Origin of the sequence: Paenilisteria rustica (assembly GCF_013820765.1) — a bacterium.
GTDB classification, from domain to species: Bacteria; Bacillota; Bacilli; order Lactobacillales; family Listeriaceae; genus Listeria_A; species Listeria_A rustica.
This window is the reverse complement of the sequence record NZ_JABJVM010000002.1, coordinates 15,313-35,696: the sequence shown is the minus strand read 5'-3', so window position 1 is coordinate 35,696 and position 20,384 is coordinate 15,313. Positions and strand designations below refer to the sequence as shown.

Sequence of the window (20,384 nt, the reverse complement as noted above, 5' to 3'; positions counted from 1 at the left end):
CTTTTGAAACAATCTCTTTTCTAATCCGCGCTTCAAATATTTTTTGTCCACTTTCCATAGTAGCATTTTTTGGCGCATTTGTCTTATCTAAATTTCTCTGTATGAGTACAACTGGGATGCCGAAATTAACTAGTACCCTTTAATCCGTCACACTACTATACCATATTTTTTTTATTTTTTAAAAGGCTAACGAATGATAAAATTGCCTTCACCGAGGAGTTCTGTGATTGCTTTCGCTGTTTCTGGGCTTCCATTAATATTAAATTTCGGCTGTAACTGTGTGGTTTTCTTCGTTGTTTCATCATGCAAAATAACGCTGATATCCCCACGATTGGATAATAAAATCGGCTTTAATTGTTCCAACTGGCTTGCTTCTTTAATTCGCACAAAAGCACGTTTGGGAACTTCGATGTCTTTTACATTCTCTGCTTTATTGATGACAAGCTGTAATTCCCCATTTCGCTGGTCTACTTTGCCTTGTAGCAGTACAATAAGTCCTTTTTCGGCTAGTTCTGTGTATTTCCGATAGGTTTCAGGGAACATGACTGCACTTATTTCGCGGCTGTCATCACTGATTGTAAGGAAACACATCGATTCACCTTTTTTCGTACGGATGGTTTTGATATCGTGAATATACGCCGCGATTTTGTAAATTTTACCGACTTTGATTTGCGATAAGGGCGTTATTTCAAGTAATTTTAATTTATCTTGATAGAACGTGACGGGATGTGCAGAAACATATTGCCCGACGTATTCTTTTTCTTTTTCTAGTTTTTCATCGATTGGAAGTGGACTAGCTTCGCGATATTTCGGTTTCATTTTGCGGAATAATTCATCGTCTGTCGTGAAGAGATTGATTCCTTTTTCATCGTCGCCGAGCAAACTAACATATTGCAGTGCTGCGTCCATTGATGCCATATAGGTAGCGCGATCTTTGCCAAATTCATCGAAACAGCCTGCGTAAATAAGCGCTTCTAGAACTTGTTTCGTTAGCTGCTTTTGAGGCATTCGTTCGCAAAAATCAAAGAAATCCTTGAACGGAGCTCCTTTTCTCTCGTTAACGATCGCAAGTACGAATTTACTTGGGACTTTACGAATCACGCGCAAACTGAACCTAATCGCGTCCTCTTCCACTTGAAAATGATAGTAGCTGCGATTAATCGATGGACCTCGCATTTTGATGCCGTAGTTTTTTGCTTCCGTGATATATTGGCTGATTTTATCGTCGTTTCCAATGACCGCGCTAAGAAGTGAAGCCATGAATGCGGCTGGATAATTGGCTTTTAAGTAGGCAAGTTGGAACGCGATTTTGGAATAGGCTACCGCGTGACTTCTATTGAAACCGTAGTTCGCAAATCGGACAATCAGATCATAGACTTCATCCGCGCTCGCTTGTGTGTAGCCTTTTTTGACCGCACCAGACACAAAATGAATGCGTTCTTCTTCTAAGACATCCGCCTTCTTCTTGCTGACTGCACGTCGAAGTAAATCGGCCTCACCGAGCGAAAAACCTGCCATAGCGGACGCGACTTGGATTATCTGTTCTTGATAGACGATAATGCCATACGTAACGCCTAAAATCGGCTCTAAATCGGGATGTGGATAAACAATTTCTTGTTTCCCATGTTTCCGAGCAATAAAAGTATCGATTTGTTCCATCGGGCCTGGACGATAAAGCGCATTAGTCGCGACAATATCTTCAAAAGAAGTTGGGCGTAAATGCTTTAATACACGCCTGATTCCATCTGATTCAAATTGGAAAATACCAGTCGTATCCCCTTTTTGGAAAATTTGTAGCGTTTTAGCATCGTCGAGCGGGATATCTTGCAATGTCAGCTCTGTATCGCGGATATAATTGACGTTTTTCAATGTTCGATCGAGTAGCGTTAAATTTCGAAGACCTAAGAAATCCATTTTTAGAAGTCCGATTTTTTCCAGATCACCCATTGCAAATTGCGTCAGAAGTGCATCTCCACTCCCTTTTTGCAAGGCAATCTGATCCACGAGTGGTTCGTCACTAATAACGACCCCCGCGGCATGTGTGGAAATATGGCGTGGCAAGCCTTCGATTTCAGTCGCAATTTCCCAGATAAGTTGGTTTTGTTCGGAGCTAATGATATGACGTTGTAATGCTGTAGATTGTTCATACGCCTTGGTTAGCGTCATACCAAGTTCCCGTGAAATAAGCTTTGACCAGTCGGATAATTGGACAGAATTCAAGCCAAATGTCCGCGCTGTATCTCGCACCGCAGCTTTGGCAGCTAGCGTTCCGAACGTGCCAATTTGGGCGACATGTTGCGTGCCATATTTGCTAACCACATAGGAAATGACCTCATCTCGACGATTGTCCGGGAAATCCAAATCGATATCAGGCATGCTAATACGTTCCGGATTCAGGAATCGCTCAAATAAAAGTTGGTATTGAATCGGGTCCACATCCGTAATTTGCAGGACGTAAGAAACGAGCGATCCTGCCGCAGATCCTCGCCCTGGTCCCGTTAGAATCCCATTCTCTCGTGAATATTTCATGACATCCCATACAATAAGGAAATAGTCGGAAAAGCCCATATCCTGAATGACTTTCAACTCATAATCCAAGCGCTCCCAATAGCTGCCATCAAGATTCGCAACACGGATTCTAAGTGCTTCATAACATAAATCTTTCAACACCGGTCCTGCTTCAAAGCCTTCTGCCAGCGGGAACTTAGGCAATAAATGTTGATCCATCGCAATTTCTACGTCACACATATCAGCAATTTTCGCCGTTAACGCCAATGCTTCCTTCTCAAAAGGCGATGTAAACAAGTTTTCCATATCCTCTGGTGCCGCAAAATAAGCCCCTCCAGCGAGCGGTAAATTGTGCCATGATACAGTCTCATTATCTCGAATCGCGCGCAAAATTTCCGTACTGCGAACACCTTTTGGTTCTAAATACTGCACATTTTTCGTCGCAACCGCTGGGATTTGCTCCGCCTCGCAAAAATCATGAACAGCCTCATAATGTGGATTTTCCTTTTGCAAGGTCATATAAAAACCAGACGCCCCCGCAATTTCCTGCCATTTTGCCACGACTAGACGAGCATCTTCGTGTAATTCCTGACGAATCAAGCGTTCAATTTCTCCAGCTTCTCCCGGCGAGAATAGCAACAAGCCGTCTCGATATGATTCTAGCCATTTTATAGGTAGTTTCTGCTCCTCACGCGTTTCGATGGCACTTGAAATTTTGAGCAAATTACGGTAGCCTTGCGTCGTTTTCGCGAGTAGGAGTAGTTCGTAAGTCTCAAGCGGTTGCGTCACGCCTTCCACTGAAATCGTCATCCCGATAAGCGGTTTAATCCCCGCCGCATGACACTTTTGATAAAATTCGATAACGCCATACATCACATTATGGTCCGTAATCGCGACTGCTGGATAATGAAATTGTTGCGCTTTCTCAATAATCCCGTCAATAGCCGCCGTACTCGATAGCAAATCATACGCGCTAGCTACTTGTAAATGAACAAATCCCATTATCCACGTCTCCTCTCTCGAACAACATTCTCCATTCTATTATATCGGTTATCCTCCGAAAAAGAAACCATATGTTCGCTTTTATTTATCCTGCATGTCGAGGCTACTCATAATTTTTGACAGCTTTTTGCAGACTTGCCCTTATTTTTAGCCGTAGCGATTCAGGTGCTATAATTTGAACGTCCGATCCGAAAGAAAGTAAGAAGGAATACAGCCAGTCTGTTTTCGGAATTTCCGTCTTCACTTCGATACGATCAGACACCCTCTCCAAGATTTCTGCAGGAAAAATGGCTAGTAGACGATAGTAGACCGACGCCTCAAACACGAGATGTACTGCCAATTTCGGTGCTGGTGTCACGGCTTGCTGACGAAACGCTTCAAAAGCAGATTCCTCAAAATTTGGTGGAAAATAATCCGTGATTACAGCCTCCACCATGCGATGCACATGAAATAAGCGATACGCCTCCCTCAAATAGCAATATCCCCATAAATACCAAGCATTCCCGCGATACCAAAGCTTCAAGGGAGCCACTTCTCGCCTCGTTTTCTGTCGATTGCTATTATAATAGATAAAAGAAACTTTGCGATTTTCCAAAATACACTGCTTCATCATCGCAAAAATTTCATTTCGTTCAGGTGGAGCACCATATTCAGCTGGATCAATCACAATCCAATCCTTCTAGACCGCATCCCATAATGCTTGAAACTTCTCCATTAAAGGCGCCACTTCTGGAAAATTCGTTGTCGAAAGATTTTGCAACGCTAACTGTAAAACATCTTTTTCCTTCGTCGTTATCGGGATTCGAGATAAGCTAAATCCTTGCATCAGTCTAATTCCACCACGTCTCCCGCGTGTCATCTCGATAGGAATACCTGCAAGGGAGAGCGTTTCGATATCACGATAGATTGTTCGGACTGAAACCGCAAAATAGGTTACCAAATCCTTGGCCTGCACTTGTTTTCGATTCATTAATAAGATTAAAATTTCTAATAAACGATCAATTTTCACGATGCTCACTCCTCTTTATTTCATCCTAACATATATTTTAAATATGACATAATGCTGTCAATCAAGTACGTTATTATAGATGAAAAGGAGGTTTTAACAATGCAAGAAATTTATTGGATAAACGAAACACGTACGAATAATTTCAATGATCCCGACGTAGCTACAAAAATAGGTGATTTATGGGCAGAGGCGCAAAAGTTACCGCAAACGAATGCCACATTTTATGGTATTTATGCCGATTATGAGATTGATTACATGGGAGATTACACGGTGAGTGTTGCGAGCAATATGCCTCATTCCGAGAATACGAAAAAAATCATGATTCCTGAACAACCGTATCAGGTTTTCAACGTAGAAAAAGACGTTTTCGCAACGTGGCAAGAAATTTGGAATACCGAACTCAATCGAAGTTACCATTTTGACTACGAAGAATACGCCCCTGATGGCTCGATTCGGATTTACATTGGGCTGAACGCGTAAAAAAGAGAAGAACACCAAATTTTGGTGTCCTTCTCTTTTTATTAATCGCACAATGCTTCTAATTTCGCGACCATTTCTGGGATTTCTGACTCCAATTCAAGCGTCGCGCCTGATGCCAAAGGATGCCCACCGCCACGATATTCTTTTGCCAATCCATTGATGACTGGGCCTTTGGAACGTAAGCGTGCTCGGATAATATCGCCATCTTCTATGAATAATATCCACGCCTTAATGCCAATAACGCTATCAATCCGATTCACCAACTGCGCCGCATCACGCGCCGTTACATCAAACTGCTCCAGCAAGGCACGATTAATATAAATATGCGCGGCGCCATTTGCTGCCATTTGGAAATTTTGCAAAATATAACCTGATAATTTGACCGCATTCAGTGGTGTCTCGTACATTTTTGTGAAAATTTCCGTGCGATCAAACGGGAAAACCACGAGGTCAGCTGCATAACGCAATGTTTTCGGTGTCGTATTTGGGAATAAGAACCGCCCTGTATCCCCGACAATTCCAGCGTACAACAACCTTGCCGCCTTCTCATTCAGCGTCAATTCTTTCGGAAACGCCTCCACGAATGCCGTCACCATCTCACTACAAGACGAAGCCGTCGTATCAACCCAACTGTAATCGCCATACACATCATCATTCGGATGGTGATCGATCTTCACAAGCTCCTTGCCAAGCGTATAGCGCGCATCATCAATCCGTTCCGTGTTCGCGGTATCACAAACAATCACAAGCGCACCATCGTAAACCGAATCATCAATTATATCCACTTTCCCAAGAAAATCAAGCGACGGCTCACCTTCACCAACGCAATAAATCTTCTTATCTGGAAAATTACCTTCTAAAACCGCTGCGAGTCCCATTTGCGAACCATACGCATCTGGATCTGGCCGCACATGCCGATGAATAATAATCGTCTCATATTTCTTAATGACATCTAAAATCGCTTTTTTCATCCTATTTCCACCAATCTTTAACGTTCCATCATTTGGCAAGCCACAATCGCCTTACCAACTAAAATACCTTCCAAATATAGCTCAATATCAATTTTCCCCGCCTTACGCCCTATCTCCAAAATCCGCGGTTTAATCACAATCGTCGCATCCATCTGTACCGGTTTCAAAAAATAAATCGAGATATTTTCAATCGCCACATTGCGTTTCTTCAAGGAAAACAGTTTTTGTTGCACAACATCACACACAATCTGCGTAAAAACGCCATAAGAAAGCGTTCCAATACTATTCGTCATCTGCGGCGTCACCGTAAATTGAAAATCGAGCTCCGATGCGTCATCCGTTGTTTTTTCAATCAACTGATTCGTAATTGTATCGTCAATCGTCTCTCCAATTTGCGGCTGGCGCTGAATCATTTGCAGTGATTTCAAAATATCCTGCCGACTCACAATCCCAATCAGCGTCAAATCATCCTTCACGACTGGGATAACCTCAATACCTTCCCAAATCATCATGTGTGATACCGACGCCACACTCATTTTCGGACCGACCGTCAACGGATTTTTCGTCATCGCCCGCTCAATCGAGATCGATAAATTTTTATCAATCACATCTTTGCTCGTAATCATCCCTGACAACCGCATCGCTTTATTTACCACTGGAAAACGGCTGTGTCCCGTCGACGTTTCCTTCTTATACCAATCCTCGACCCGGTCCGATGTGCTCAAATAAGCCGTCTTCTCAAGCGGCGTCAGAATATCTTCCACAAACACGACTTCCTTCTTAATCAACTGATCAAAAATCGCCCGGTTAATCATCGTCGCCACCGTAAACGTATCATACGTCGTCGATAAAATTGGCAATTCCTTCTCATCCGCCAACTTCTTCACCGAATCCACCGTATCAAAACCACCTGTAATCAGCACCGCGGCACCACGTTCAAGCGCCAACTCCTGCGCACCAACCCGGTTCCCAACAATCACCAAGTTTCCCGCATCCGTATAACGTTCCATCGCCTCAACCGTCATCGCACCAATCACAAACTTGTTCAGCGATTTATGAAGCCCAGCACGGCCGCCCAGCACTTGACCATCAATCATATTCACAATCTCCGCATAGGTCAGCTTCTCGATACTATCCTTTTGCTTCCGCTCAATCCGAATCGTCCCAACACGCTTAATCGTGCTAACAAAGCCGACAATTTCCGCATCCTTAATCGCCCTGTAAGCCGTTCCCTCACTGACATGCAAGTTTTTCGCGATTTTCCGAACCGAAATTTTCTCACCAACCGCAAGCTCTTCAATATATTTCAAAATCTGCTCATGCTTTGTCGCCAAGCCACTCACCCATTCCCTCTAAATTGTCATCGACGCGCCAATATCCAGCACTTTCCCGCGCAATTCCGTATTCAAACTTGCCACAAACGCGTGCGGATCCTGCGCAATCAACGGAAACGTATTATAATGCATTGGCACAACCACCTTCGCCTGCAAAAATTCCGCCGCAATCGCCGCATCCTCTGGCCCCATCGTGAAATTATCACCAATTGGCAAAAACGCCACGTCAAGCTCGTTCAACTGCCCAATCAATTTCATATCCGAGAACAATCCCGTATCACCAGCATGGTAAATCGATTTGTCGCCAATCGTCAACACAAATCCCGTCGGCAAGCCCAAATTAATAATTTTTCCATCTTGCACCGTGGACGAGCCATGAAACGCCTGCGTCAATTTCACCGTTCCAAAATCAAACGGCCGCTTTCCGCCAATATGTAGCGGTGCCAAATTCTCCACACCTTGCATATTCAAAAACGTTGCCAATTCCACATTCGCAATCACCGTCGCACCCGTTCTTTGCGCAATCGCCACTGTATCCCCAACGTGATCGTCATGCCCGTGCGTCACAATAATATAATCCGGTTTCTCATCCTCAACCACCAAATCACACTGCGGATTCCCCGAAATAAACGGATCCACAAGAATCGTCACGCCCTCCGTTACTACTTTAATACAAGATTGACCATGAAATGAAATTTTCATATTTTGACTTCCCTTCTGTATTGTACTAGTTTCATTATACTCTATACTATAACAGTATTTCAAAACATTTAATTTCTGCGCGATTTCGTGTTATGATAAAGCGGACGAAACATGGAAAGAAGGATGACTGATGGAAAAAAATATCGATATTTTGCAAAACTGGCTAAAAGAGCAAGGAGCTGAGGTTGCGTTTATCACCGACCCTGAAAACATCGCCTATTTCACCGGCTATCATAGCGACCCACACGAACGCGTGCTAGGCCTCGCCGTATTTCCCGAAGCAGAGCCATTCCTATTCACACCAGGACTGGAAGTAGAAGACGTGAAAAATAGCGACTGGTCATATGATGCATACGGTTACAGCGACATCGAAAACCCATGGGAAATCATCGTAACAGAAATCACAAAACGAACACCTACTGTGAAAAAATTTGCCATCGAGAAATCCCATATGAGTGTCGATCGCTTCGAAATCCTATCCAAATACTTAACCGATGCGACGTTCATTTCGATTGAAGAGAAGATCCAGATGATCCGCCTCATTAAAACACCCGAAGAACTTGCTATCCTAAAAGAAGCCGCGCTCCTAGCCGATTACGCCGTCCAAGTTGGCGTTGACGAAATCGCAGAAGGTAAAACCGAGGCCGAAATCGTGGCAAAAATCGAGTACGAAATGAAGAAAAAAGGCGTAACCGCAATGTCCTTCGCAACGATGGTCCTAACCGGTACAAACGGCGCCCTACCACACGGAACACCAGGCGACACCAAAATCAAAAAAGGCGACCTTGTCCTCTTTGACCTAGGCGTTGTCCACAAAGGCTACTGCTCCGACATCACGCGCACCGTGGCATACGGCGAAATCAGCGCAGAACAAGAAAAAATCTACAATACCGTACTACAAGCGCAACTCGCAGCCATCGAAAAAGTAAAAGCTGGCGTTCCCGCAAAAGAAGTAGATCTCACTGCGCGTAACATCATCAAGGATGCAGGCTACGGCGACTATTTCCCACATCGACTAGGGCACGGACTTGGCGCAAGCGTCCATGAATTCCCATCGATCACGGAAACAAACGAGATGGCGTTACAAGAAAATATGGTCTTCACTATCGAACCCGGCATTTACGTCCCAGGCGTTGCAGGCGTGCGGATTGAAGATGATATCGTTGTGACGAAAGATGGTTATGAAATTTTGACCGAGTTTCCAAAAGAATTGACGTATGTGAAATAAAAAAATGGTTGGCATTTTAGAAATTTAAATGCCAACCATTTCTATGTTTACTTGTACATACCATCTGTCGGAGCACTGACAACACCATTATCTAATACAAATGTCTGAAAATACATTGTTTTATTATCGCTAGCTTTTTCTACATCTCTCACACTGCCTGTAAACATATACGAATCTATATCGATCTTATTTTTTGCATCCAACATCATTTGCTCTGCATTTTCTTTAAATTTCTTTAATTCAGTTTCATTAAGTAAAGAATTATTCGTAATGTCTAAATTGAAAAAGTTTTGATCAGGTGATGGTTGGCTCAAAACAACTTCTGTATGCAAGCCGAAATATTTATTTAATGATACAGAAAGAACTGTGTTAGCTTTTTCTAAAGATTGTTCCATATCCCCATCACCTGCTTCTTGCATTCCATCCCAATCAAATTTTGAAATTCCCCATCCATCAGCTCCGTAATCTTCCAAACTTGATGAATCCTCTATCTCACCTTCTACTTCATTAGTGGTAACCTCTTTGGGCTCATCTTGCATAGCTTCCTTTTCAGGCTCATTACCGCATGCAGTTAGTATAGCAAATATTAATAATGTGCTTAATAATAACTTTATTTTCTTTTTATACATTTAAATCCCCCTTTTTACAATCAAATATTATTATACAGTATATTTTTTGGAATACCAACTTTATTTATTAAATATTTCCCCCTGTTGAGCAACATACTTCCCAACTCCACATAATCGCCGTACAATAAAAATAAAAACGAGGTGAACCAAAAATGAACCTAACATTCACACCAGCAGCTATCTCCCGTGTCCATGCACTCTGCCAAGACCTTCCCGGCAAACTCTACCTCTACTATTTAACAGAAGGATGCGGTTGCGAAAACAGCGGAATTTTCACATTAAAATTAGTCACCGAAACAACGCCCGAAGACATCGAGTTTTCATCGAACCTCGGCCCCATCCTAATCGCTCGCTGGACAGCCGTTTTCCTAGAAGAACAACTGAAAATCGACTACGACTCCAAATCCAACGCCCTCATTCTAAAAAGCGACGGCCAATTTTATAATCGTAATCTCCTGCTAATGGACACTGATAATAACTATGTATATACACCGAAAAACGAGCAGTAACCTCAACTAGAGATCGCTGCTCGTTTCCTTTTATCAACTTAAGCCAGTGCTTCCTCAACCGCCTTATACTCATAACCCAAATCATCCGCAACCGCTTTATACGTCACATAACCGCCAATCGTATTCACACCTTTATACAGCGATAAATTCCCAAGAACCGCATCAGCAAGCCCTTTATTCGCCAGTGTTAATCCGAATTGTAGTGTCGCATTCGTCAGCGCAATGGTCGATGTACGTGGCACGGCACCCGGCATATTCGCCACGGCATAATGCACAACACCATATTTTTCATATGTCGGGTCATCATGCGTCGTCACACGATCTGTCGTTTCAAAAATACCACCTTGGTCAATCGCAATATCCACGATAACCGCACCTGGTTTCATCTCCTTCACAAGCGCTTCTTTCACAAGTTTCGGAGCACGCGCACCCGGAATCAGCACCGCACCAACAACCAAATCTGCTTTTTTCACTGCTGTTTCGATATTAAACGCGTTACTCATCAACGTCGTAATTTGATTGCCAAAAATATCATCCAACTCGCGTAAACGATGCAAGTTCAGATCGAGAATCGTCACGTTTGCGCCAAGTCCAATCGCCACTTTTGCAGCGTTGGTTCCTGCCATTCCACCACCGATAATCACCACTTCACCACGCTCCACGCCTGGTACACCGCTAAGTAAAATACCGCGACCGCCATTATTTCTTTGCAAAAATTGCGTCCCAATCTGCGCTGCCATACGACCAGCGACCTCACTCATCGGGCTAAGTAATGGTAATGTGCGATCGTCCAGCTCCACCGTTTCATAGGCAATACTGTTCACTTTATTTTCCGTAAGCGCCTTGGCAAGTTCTGGTTCGTTCGCTAAATGTAAGTATGTGAATAACAGCAATCCTTCACGGAAATAGCCGTATTCAGATGCAATCGGTTCCTTCACTTTCACAACCATATCCGCCGCCCAAGCCTCAGCTGCCGTTTCCACGATCGTCGCGCCTGCCGCAACGTAATCCTCATCGTGAAAAGCTGAACCTACGCCCGCATTTGTTTCTACTAGCACTTTATGACCTGAATGCACGTAAGATAAAACACTGGCCGGCGTCATCGCTACCCGATTTTCATTATTCTTAATTTCTTTTGGAACTCCAATTAACATATGAATCTCCCCTTTAAGTAAATTAGCCCATAAAGTATGCGCTTACAAAACAAGAATAACACATATGACCCGAATTGTAAAAAAATACGGGTTAAGAAATTTTGCAATGCTTTTAATGGTTGTTTTCGCAAAAAAAGGGTACAATAATAGTATAAAAAGATTTTCCAAAGTGTCACAAAAACTGTCTCCCGTGAAAGTCCCGCCAACCCCCAGCGCGTCGACAATCGCCTATATTCTAGGCAAAGTCGAGCACTGGAGCGGAATGTACTCGTGTACATGAGCACCGGCGCACAGACTTTAACGACGAAGATAGATAATTGTCGACACGCTGGGCTAGGAGGAGTTTGTATGTTACAACAATACAGTAGAGTTTTAGTAGCAGTTGACGGGTCTAAAGAAGCAGAAAGCGCATTCCAGAAAGCAATTCAAGTTGCCAAAAGAAATGAGGGGTCACTAGGACTTGTTCACGTAATTGATACACGTGCCTTCTCATCCGTCGCTAACTACGACACTTCCATGGCTGACAAAGCCACAGAATATGCGGATGAATTATTGAATGGTTACAAAGATGATGCATTAAAACAAGGTGTTACCAATGTCGAAACCTATATCGAATACGGTTCACCAAAAACAGCCATCACAAAAGAAGCTGCCAAAGCCTTTAAAGCCGACCTTATCATGTGTGGTGCGACTGGTCTAAACGCAGTAGAACGCTTACTTATTGGTAGTGTTTCGGAATATATTATCCGCCACTCCCCTTGCGACGTTCTTGTTGTAAGAAATGAAGATCCAGTTTACAAGGACTAACAAAATACAAAGAGGCGATTTCCCGAGCTATGATGGGAAATCGCTTCTTTTATTTATCTATTTTTTCACGAATCGCGAGCATCCGGTCTTCTATTTCTGCTATCTCGTGCGCACAATTCTCGAGTTCTAAGCCGAGTTCTGCGTTGCTACCTTCTTTTTTGTATCGCAATGAATGTTCCAGGCTCGCCCAATAATCCATCGCAATTGTACGAATTTGAACCTCAATCCGGTAACTCTCCTTACGATCCAATAAGAAAATCGGGACTTCTAGTATGAGATGCAAGCTACGATAACCATTAGCTTTCGGATTTTTAATATAATCTTTCGTGTCGATCAAATAAACATCATCTTGCTTTGTCAACATTTCTGCTAACCAATAAATATCATCTGTATAGGAACAAATAACGCGAATTCCCGCCACATCGTTTAGCGTCTCTCGAATATTATACACCGAAATCGCTTTCTCTTTTTTGGCTAGTTTTGTACCAATACTGACAGGTTTCTTAATTCTAGATGTGATAAACTGAATCGGGTTTCGATCTTCCTTCAGAGCCATCTCGTCATTTAAAATGTCCAATTTCGTGCGTACTTCTCTAATAACCGATTGGTAGCATGTCATTAAACTGCGAAATTCGTCTAAATGCTGCATCCCCTCGTTTAATTTCGGATCATTCCCCAACCATACTTTAAAATCTTCTAAAAGAGCACTATCCATATCATTGCCGCCTTTACAATTTTTGTATTCACTCTTGTATAATATCATAAAATCCAACCACAAAGTTAACTATAACTAACTATTTCTCCAAAATCTCATCAAAAAAACAGAAAGCAACTATCTCTCACTCAAGATGGCTACTTTCTGCTAAACGATTTATCTTTGTGCGCGAATAACTTCTACATCACGTGCAATCATCAATTCTTCATTTGTCGGGATGATGATAACTTTAACTGGAGAATGTGGGTAATTAAGGAATGCTTCTACGCCACGAACTTGGTTTAAAGCTGGATCCCAGTACACGCCCATGAATTCAAGGCCACGAAGAACGCGCTCGCGGATATACGAACTGTTTTCGCCAATTCCGGCTGTGAAGATAATCGCATCGACACCGTTCATACGAGCGGCATACGAACCGATGTATTTATGAATACCATCAACGAAAACGTCAAGCGCTAGTTCTGCGCGATCATTTCCTTTTGCGGCTTCGCTTTCTAAATCACGAAGGTCACTTGAAATACCGGATACGCCTAGCATACCTGATTCTTTGTTCAACACGTCAAGTACTTGCTCCGCTGACTTCCCTGTTTTTTCCATAATAAATGGCACGAGCGCAGGATCGATATTACCAGAACGAGTTCCCATAGAAACACCAGCAAGCGGCGTGAAGCCCATCGATGTATCCATTGATTTACCGCCTTCGATTGCAGCGATACTTGCACCGTTTCCTAAGTGACATGTGATCAAACGCAATTCTTCTTGTGGACGACCAAGCAAGTCAGACGCACGTTCTGTCACGTATTTATGACTCGTACCATGGAAACCATATTTACGAATTCCATAATCTTCATAGTAGTTGTATGGCAAGCTGTAAAGGTAGCTTGATTGTGGCATTGTTTGATGGAAAGCTGTATCAAAAACAGCTACGGCCACGATATCAGGTAAAACTTTGCGGAATGCGCGGATACCAGTAACGTTCGCTGGATTATGAAGTGGCGCAAGTTCAGATAGTGCCTCAATGTCCGTGATAACTTGATCCGTAATGTACACTGATTCTGTGAATTTTTCGCCGCCATGAACAACACGATGTCCAACGCCTGTGATTTCATCATATGATTTAATGATGTTATGCGAGATTAATTTGTCGAGCAACATTTGGACCGCAACTTCGTGATCCGGAATGTCCGTTACTTCTTTAATTTTTTCATCGCCAACAGAAATTGTAAAAATCGAATCTTTCAAACCAATACGTTCTACGATCCCTGCCGTAATAACTGTTTCTGATGGCATATCATATAGTTGGAATTTTAGTGACGAGCTCCCAGCGTTAATTGCAATTGTTTTTTCCATGTTTATTTCATCCATTCCCTTCAACTACTTGTTTTCGTTAAACCAGTCTTCAATTTTCGCCAATACGTTTGCCGTCGCTCTTGGATCGGTCAAACTTGGCAGGTTCGCGAGCAATACTTCTTTTGGCGGCTGCAAATCATCTGCCCCTTTTTGCAATATCAAAATACTTTTCCGAGCTCCCTCAGATGCAAAAAGTGTCTCCGGCAATTGCAGAATGCCTTGAATGTGGCCATGTTTTTTGATGAACCTGTCCACTTTCGCAAAATCTTCCGTTCCAAACATGGCGCTTGGTACTAGGAAAAATAAGTATCCTCCTGCTTTCGTGTACCGCATACCTTGTTCAATAAATAGGAAATGCGCAAAAGAATGACCATCATCACGGCTTAGCTCGAACTCTTTAGCACGCGTATCATCTGGATAGTACCCAACCGGCAAGTCGCTTACAACAACATCGACTGGATCAACAAGCAAGTTGCCCAGACCATCTTGATGTAAAAGTTGGATTGGTTGGCGCTCCAAATCAGCACCGACGTAAGCAAGCGAAATGAGCAAATCATCAACATCGACGCCAGTAGCATCGAGCTCCAATTTGCCTTCCAATTGATTAACAATCGTTGCAATTAAGTTCCCTGTCCCGCACGCAGGATCAAGCAAACGGATTTGTTTCTTACCAGCAAAAGCCTTGTCTACCAAATAACCCATAATAAACCCAATCGAGTCCGGCGTCATTTGATGATTGACTTGAATGCCGTGCTTCATACCTTTTAAGAGTGCAAGTTGATAACTCTTACGGATATCTTCTTTTGCAAACTCCTCCAACTGAACAGAACCATACCGCTCTTCCAGATTCAGTGTCGCCTCAGCAGAAAGTTCATCCTTTTGAAGTACCTCTTTCTGAAATAAATTCTCTCCTGTCTCATAAACGGCCTCCAGATAACTCATTTCGAGCTCATTCTGAATAATAATGGCTGTATCATCGAGAACGCGGAATAATTCCTCAACTGTTGCATTTGTCAAAAGTGAACACCTCGAATTCCTTCATTTCTAACACCAATTAAATATTATACAGCATTTCCAGTCAAGATGATAGCATTTTACACTATCAAAAAACAAGATTTGTAACAAAATGAGCAAGCGCTTTATTTTCGTTAATTTTCCTAGTGTTTTGTTTGTTGTTATAGTACTAAAGCGTGTATTTACTATAACAGAGTCAACAAAAAAGAGCGCCGAAGCACTCCGTCAAACTTTTACTATTTATCCCCGCCGATGCGTACCCCCTTCATGAAGTACTTATTCAAAACAATGTATAGGATTAGAATCGGAATAATCGAGACGACTGAGGCCGCCATAATATAATTCCATTGAGTCGCATTTTGTGTTTGAAACGACTGTAAACCAAGTGTCAAGGTATATTTTTCTGGTGATGTGATGTAGAGTAACGGTTTCATAAATTCATTCCACAAACCGAGGAACACAAATACGCCTTGCGTGGCAATCGACGCTTGAGCCATTGGGAAAACAATGCGGAAAAATGTCTGCGTCCGGCTGAGCCCGTCCATTTGCGCCGCCTCTTCCACCTCCCTTGGGAAATTAACGAAAAACTGCCGCATCATGAATATATACCCAAAATTAATCGCACCTGGCAAAATCAACGCGTTGTATGTGTCCAAAATGCCGATAGATTTCATGATTAAGTAATTGGGAATTAAGAGAATCTGCGCCGGCACCATGATGACCGCTAAAATCAGCAAGAAAATCTGCTTCCTCCCAGGGAAACTGAGCCGTGCTAAAGCGTATCCTGCCATACTATTAAAAATAATGTTCAAGATCGTCCCTGAAATAGCGATGATAAATGAGTTCAGAATCCATCTTGGAAAGAGCGGATCACGTGTGAAAATGTAGCTGAAATTCTCAAGAGTTGGAGCTTTTGGCAGTAAAGAAAGCCCACCGCCGATGATCTCGCTATACGGTTTGAACGAGGCCATAACAGCCCACAAGAATGGATACAGCGTTACTAAACCGTAACCAATCAAGAGTGTATACGTGATTATTTTCCAAAAACGCTTCATTTTCATGATGCTTCACCTCCATCTTCGTTGACATCCTCTTTATTCAGCTTTCTCGCGAGCATCGACACGACGAAAATGATAATGGTCAGCAAAATCGCGATAGCCGAAGCATATCCCATCGTATCGAACGATTTAAACGCATACTGATAGATAATGAGGGAAAGCGTTAATGTGGCGTTATTCGGACCACCACTCCCACCCGAAATGATGTAGGCTTGGTCAAAAAGCTGAAAACAGCCGATAATCCCCATCAAAAGGACATAGTTCGTAATCGGAGCAATCTGCGGAACCGTAATCCGCGTCAAGCGTTTCCAAGCGTTAGCACCATCCACTTGCGCTGCCTCGTACATCGTTTTCGGAATATCCTGTAACCCAGCTAAATAAATCGTCATGAAAAACGGCACAGTCGACCAAATATTCATAACCATAATAGTCCCTAGGGCAAATTGTGTTTCATTAATGAAATTAATCGGTTCACTAAGAATGCCAAAATCGACTAAAATATTGTTCACAGGACCAGTTAAACTGAATAAAAACATGAATATCATTGTTAACGCCGAGCTCGATGTCAATGTTGGTAAGAAGAAAATCGTTCGGAATGTATTTTGAAATTTAATCCCCGAATTAAGTAAAGACGCCATTAACAACGCCAAAATAGTTTGGCAAGGTACGACGATGATAACATAACGCACCGTGTTTTTAAGCGCAATCCAGACACGTTCGTCTTGGAACGCGTTGGTGTAATTTTTTAGACCGACAAACTGATAGCTAGACTCACCGACTAGGCTGACTTTGTTCAGAGATAAGAATAAAGCATAGATAATTGGTATTAGAGTAAAAACAGTCATGATGATGATTGTTGGTAACATGAAAGAAATACCTTGCGCGGCCTCCTTCGCCTTGCGTGTAGGCTTGTTTGAGTTCATTTTTTAAGCTCCTTTTTTGTTGAGGATCTTATGAAGCATCCCTTGCTGAATTAGATCCTCAATATGCATGTGAACGCAGTGAACAGGTAATCCATCAGTGGATATTATGACACCTAATATGAATAATGCAAAACTCGAGAAATACTTTACAAATCGGAGATCCTCAATATGCATGTGAACGCAGTGAACAGGTAATCCATCAGTGGATATTATGACGCCAAATCACCAGTTCACCAATATCAAAATCGGCAAACCCGTCCTACCATGCGCGGCATCATGTTTCCCGCCTCCGGATCTAGCTTCAACGGCCAACTCCTCGAAAACTTCACGCCCTCCACAAAAAGCAAGAACGGCTTTTTACTGCGGCCGCTCCAGTTTTTGTCGGAGCTGAACGGGCCGTCTCAGCTTTTCTCTATTTCAACTGCGTCTTTATATCATTATTCGCACTTTCCGTCGCTTTAGTCATCGCTTCTTTCAGTGTCATCTCACCTTTAAGCGCGGATGGTAACATGTTTTTATATTGATCGGCAACAATCGAAAGTGTCGTACCATCTTGCCATGCCGTCGCGTATTCCGCCCCAGCTACAAACGGTTGCAAAATCGCATCCGAATCTATATTCATTTCTTTGGCTACCGATTGGCGTGATGGCAACACCGAAGCGCCCTCTGCCCATGTTTTCATCCCAGTCTTCCCGGTCATATATTCCATCAACTCCCAAGCAGCATCTTTATCCTTTGCCGCGGCATTCATTGAATAACTTACAGTGAACACCATCGTTCCCTTTTTACCATCAATCGTCGGTACTTCTTTCGTTCCAAATTTAACATCTGGGAAATTCTGCTCTAAATGCGCAATGGCCCAGTTCCCCTCAACCATCATTGCCGCTTTACCAGCTCCAAACGAATCTCCCGACCAGTCTTGGCCTAAATCAGCCGGACGTTTAATCAATCCTTTTTGATACCAATCAACAAGCGGTTGCAATGCCGCAATAATTTTTGGATCATCCAAATTAGAATAACCATCTTTATCTAAAATAGTTTCCCCAGAAGATTGCGCGATGTACATCTGACGAGCAAGGTCGGCCGTGAATGCACTAGGAACAACATCTTTCGGCAACTTCGCTTTCAAATTCTCTAAGAATGGCTCCATTTTATCTACTGTTGTCGGAATCGTATTCGGATCAATCCCAGCATCCGCAAACATTTTCTCGTTATAATAAATGCCAAGTGTAGAATAATCTTTCGGCAAACCATACTGCACCTTATCGTCACCAGTAAATGCACTATACACAGGTTTATAAAAATCCTCTGTATCAAAATCTTTCGTTTTCGAAATATAATCGTCCAGTGGAGCTAAAACCTTTTTTTCAATCAGACTCGGCGCAAGATATGCCTCCACATAAAATACGTCGGGCGCTGTTCCACCAACTAAATCCGTCTGAAGTTGCGTTTCATAATCATTATAAACTTTCTCTTTTACCTTAATTCCAGATTCCTTTTCAAAATCAGCAATAAGCTTCTTTCGTGTTGTTTTTTCAGCTTCTGTACCTTTCCAAACACCTAATGTCACGGTCTTCTCGCCAGCTGCCGCCTCATCTTTCGTCCCATTTCCACAAGCAACAGTGAACAATAATGTACAAACTGCGCCTAAAACCATAAACGTTTTCAAAACTTTTTTCATAACCATTCTCTCCTCTTTTTATCTAACTTTAAAGAAAGCGTATTCATTTAACGTTATTCTATTCCAAAACGTTTCGGATGTCAAGTGCATATTTTCTAAAAAATAGATGTTTAGAGTTGTAAGTTTAGCTGAATTCCACTAAAATAGGGGTAATAGGAAGTTAGAATTGGAGGTATAACGTTTTGGCAACAATCAAAGATATTGCGAAAGACACTGGTTTTTCGGTAACGACTGTCTCCCGCGCGCTCAATGGCTATAGCGATGTGAACGAAGAAACTCGCGCTATTATTAGAGCCTCCGCACAGAAGTTACAATACAGCCCAAATATGCTTGCCCAGAGCCTCGTTACAAAGAAATCAAAAACAATCGGCCTACTAGTAAGCGATCTAAAAAGAGAAAGCGTGAAAGATAATTTTGTATTCGATGTTTTATGTGGTGTAAGTGAGTACGTGGCAACGATAGACTACGAAATGATTTTAATTAGCACGACAACATCCAAGCAACGTAACAAAACATTCGGCCAAGTCGTAAGCGAACGAAACCTTGATGGCGTTGTGATTCAGGGCTTAAAAAAGGACGATCCATACCTAACAGAAGCCGTTGCAAGCCAACTGCCGACTGTGCTGATAGATATTCCGATTGAAAACGATTCGACTGGTTATGTCACTTCCGACCAAGAGGATAGTGTGAAAACGGCTATCAAATATTTGTCACGCCTTGGACACCGAAAAATCGCCTTCATGAATGGGCACAAACAGGCATACGTGAGTGGCATTCGCTTCAAAGCATACCAAGATGCCCTATCTGAAATCGGTATCGACTATGATGAAAAACTGCTTTGTTACGGCGATTTTGAAGAAGAAAAAGCGTATCAGACTGCGCTTAATTTTTTGCTGACCACACAAAATGTTTCCGCGATATTCTGCGCTAGCGACATCATGGCATTGGGCGTTCTAAAAGCCGCTCGCGAACTCCAAATCCCAGTTCCCAGAGAGCTTTCCATCATCGGATTTGATAACATTTTGCTCACTCGCTACGTAAGTCCACCCCTTAGCACGGTTGCACAAAACCCATTCGAACTCGGAAAAGCTGCGGCGACACTCGTTTTAGAAATCATTAACCAAACGTCTACAGAGCATCACCAAATTTTGCACAACGAATTAATTGTCCGCGAATCAAGCGGTCCTAGAATATAAATGAAGAGGAGCGCCCGCATTTGGGCGCTCCTCTCAGACTGTAGAAAAACTATATTTCACGCAAAACCTGGCTGTTTCTCCAAACCTCAGCGTGTCGAAAAATGCCTAGTTACT

At 42.7% G+C, this 20,384-nt stretch carries 19 protein-coding genes; 5 read left to right on the top strand and 14 right to left on the bottom strand.

The window, feature by feature from the left end; genetic code table 11:
* Nucleotides 1-186: 186 nt before the first annotated feature.
* From dnaE to HPK16_RS02085, 3 genes are all read right to left on the bottom strand, one after another.
* A complete protein-coding gene (dnaE, locus tag HPK16_RS02095; RefSeq protein WP_181675375.1) occupies nucleotides 187-3,510 on the bottom strand; it encodes a DNA polymerase III subunit alpha in 3,324 nt (1,107 codons plus the stop codon).
* A 103-nt stretch (nucleotides 3,511-3,613) separates the two neighbouring features.
* On the bottom strand, nucleotides 3,614-4,177 hold the full coding sequence (locus HPK16_RS02090; protein WP_181675374.1) for a WYL domain-containing protein: 564 nt from the start codon (nucleotides 4,175-4,177) through the stop codon (nucleotides 3,614-3,616).
* A 12-nt stretch (nucleotides 4,178-4,189) separates the two neighbouring features.
* Nucleotides 4,190-4,519, bottom strand: coding sequence for an HTH domain-containing protein (locus HPK16_RS02085; RefSeq protein WP_181675373.1), 330 nt, complete (start codon nucleotides 4,517-4,519; stop codon nucleotides 4,190-4,192).
* A gap of 99 nt (nucleotides 4,520-4,618) precedes the next feature.
* On the opposite strand from HPK16_RS02085, the gene HPK16_RS02080 reads away from it, so the two are divergent.
* Nucleotides 4,619-4,999, top strand: a complete 381-nt coding sequence (locus HPK16_RS02080) for an effector binding domain-containing protein (RefSeq protein ID WP_181675372.1) — start codon at nucleotides 4,619-4,621, stop codon at nucleotides 4,997-4,999.
* Nucleotides 5,000-5,040: 41 nt separating this feature from the next.
* Here HPK16_RS02080 and HPK16_RS02075 read toward each other — a convergent pair whose 3' ends face one another.
* The 3 genes from HPK16_RS02075 to HPK16_RS02065 are packed head-to-tail and all read right to left on the bottom strand — an operon-like array spanning nucleotide 5,041 to nucleotide 8,006.
* Nucleotides 5,041-5,970, bottom strand: a complete 930-nt coding sequence (locus HPK16_RS02075; protein ID WP_181675371.1) for a DHH family phosphoesterase — start codon at nucleotides 5,968-5,970, stop codon at nucleotides 5,041-5,043.
* A gap of 17 nt (nucleotides 5,971-5,987) precedes the next feature.
* Entirely contained in the window at nucleotides 5,988-7,304 is a 1,317-nt protein-coding gene (gene ytoI, locus HPK16_RS02070; RefSeq protein ID WP_181675635.1) for a CBS-HotDog domain-containing transcription factor YtoI, read from the bottom strand.
* An 18-nt stretch (nucleotides 7,305-7,322) separates the two neighbouring features.
* Entirely contained in the window at nucleotides 7,323-8,006 is a 684-nt protein-coding gene (locus HPK16_RS02065) for a metal-dependent hydrolase (RefSeq protein ID WP_181675370.1), read from the bottom strand.
* 130 nt (nucleotides 8,007-8,136) lie between these two features.
* Between HPK16_RS02065 and HPK16_RS02060 the strand changes: the two genes are divergently transcribed.
* A complete protein-coding gene (locus HPK16_RS02060; protein ID WP_181675369.1) occupies nucleotides 8,137-9,234 on the top strand; it encodes a M24 family metallopeptidase in 1,098 nt (365 codons plus the stop codon).
* Nucleotides 9,235-9,281: 47 nt separating this feature from the next.
* On the opposite strand, the gene HPK16_RS02055 is transcribed toward HPK16_RS02060, so the two are convergent.
* Complete coding sequence (locus tag HPK16_RS02055; protein WP_181675368.1) at nucleotides 9,282-9,863, bottom strand: hypothetical protein; 582 nt, start codon at nucleotides 9,861-9,863, stop codon at nucleotides 9,282-9,284.
* Nucleotides 9,864-10,015: 152 nt separating this feature from the next.
* On the opposite strand from HPK16_RS02055, the gene HPK16_RS02050 reads away from it, so the two are divergent.
* A complete protein-coding gene (locus HPK16_RS02050; RefSeq protein ID WP_181675367.1) occupies nucleotides 10,016-10,372 on the top strand; it encodes an iron-sulfur cluster biosynthesis family protein in 357 nt (118 codons plus the stop codon).
* Nucleotides 10,373-10,410: 38 nt separating this feature from the next.
* On the opposite strand, the gene ald is transcribed toward HPK16_RS02050, so the two are convergent.
* Nucleotides 10,411-11,526 carry an alanine dehydrogenase gene (gene ald / locus HPK16_RS02045; RefSeq protein WP_181675366.1) on the bottom strand — a complete coding sequence of 372 codons (1,116 nt, stop codon included), beginning with the start codon at nucleotides 11,524-11,526 and terminating at the stop codon, nucleotides 10,411-10,413.
* Nucleotides 11,527-11,874: 348 nt separating this feature from the next.
* Here ald and HPK16_RS02040 point away from each other — a divergent pair, with 348 nt between their 5' ends.
* The gene (locus HPK16_RS02040) at nucleotides 11,875-12,333 is read left to right on the top strand and encodes a universal stress protein (RefSeq protein ID WP_036066705.1); all 459 of its coding nucleotides are present in this window, start codon (nucleotides 11,875-11,877) and stop codon (nucleotides 12,331-12,333) included.
* A gap of 49 nt (nucleotides 12,334-12,382) precedes the next feature.
* On the opposite strand, the gene HPK16_RS02035 is transcribed toward HPK16_RS02040, so the two are convergent.
* The 6 genes from HPK16_RS02035 to HPK16_RS02010 form a co-directional block, all read right to left on the bottom strand.
* Entirely contained in the window at nucleotides 12,383-13,048 is a 666-nt protein-coding gene (locus HPK16_RS02035) for a GTP pyrophosphokinase (protein WP_181675365.1), read from the bottom strand.
* 156 nt (nucleotides 13,049-13,204) lie between these two features.
* Nucleotides 13,205-14,398, bottom strand: coding sequence for an acetate kinase (locus tag HPK16_RS02030; RefSeq protein WP_181675364.1), 1,194 nt, complete (start codon nucleotides 14,396-14,398; stop codon nucleotides 13,205-13,207).
* A 24-nt stretch (nucleotides 14,399-14,422) separates the two neighbouring features.
* Nucleotides 14,423-15,415 (bottom strand): class I SAM-dependent methyltransferase, encoded by a 993-nt coding sequence (locus HPK16_RS02025; protein ID WP_343064793.1) that lies wholly within the window; start codon nucleotides 15,413-15,415, stop codon nucleotides 14,423-14,425.
* A 233-nt stretch (nucleotides 15,416-15,648) separates the two neighbouring features.
* Nucleotides 15,649-16,473, bottom strand: coding sequence for a carbohydrate ABC transporter permease (locus tag HPK16_RS02020; RefSeq protein WP_181675363.1), 825 nt, complete (start codon nucleotides 16,471-16,473; stop codon nucleotides 15,649-15,651).
* Nucleotides 16,470-17,393: a carbohydrate ABC transporter permease gene (locus HPK16_RS02015; protein ID WP_181675362.1), complete on the bottom strand. Its 924-nt coding sequence runs from the start codon at nucleotides 17,391-17,393 to the stop codon at nucleotides 16,470-16,472. The genes HPK16_RS02020 and HPK16_RS02015 overlap by 4 nt, the downstream gene beginning before the upstream one ends.
* Before the next feature lie 412 nt (nucleotides 17,394-17,805).
* Nucleotides 17,806-19,074, bottom strand: coding sequence for an ABC transporter substrate-binding protein (locus tag HPK16_RS02010; RefSeq protein WP_181675361.1), 1,269 nt, complete (start codon nucleotides 19,072-19,074; stop codon nucleotides 17,806-17,808).
* Nucleotides 19,075-19,256: 182 nt separating this feature from the next.
* Here HPK16_RS02010 and HPK16_RS02005 point away from each other — a divergent pair, with 182 nt between their 5' ends.
* Nucleotides 19,257-20,270, top strand: a complete 1,014-nt coding sequence (locus tag HPK16_RS02005; RefSeq protein WP_181675360.1) for a LacI family DNA-binding transcriptional regulator — start codon at nucleotides 19,257-19,259, stop codon at nucleotides 20,268-20,270.
* Nucleotides 20,271-20,384 lie beyond the last annotated feature (114 nt).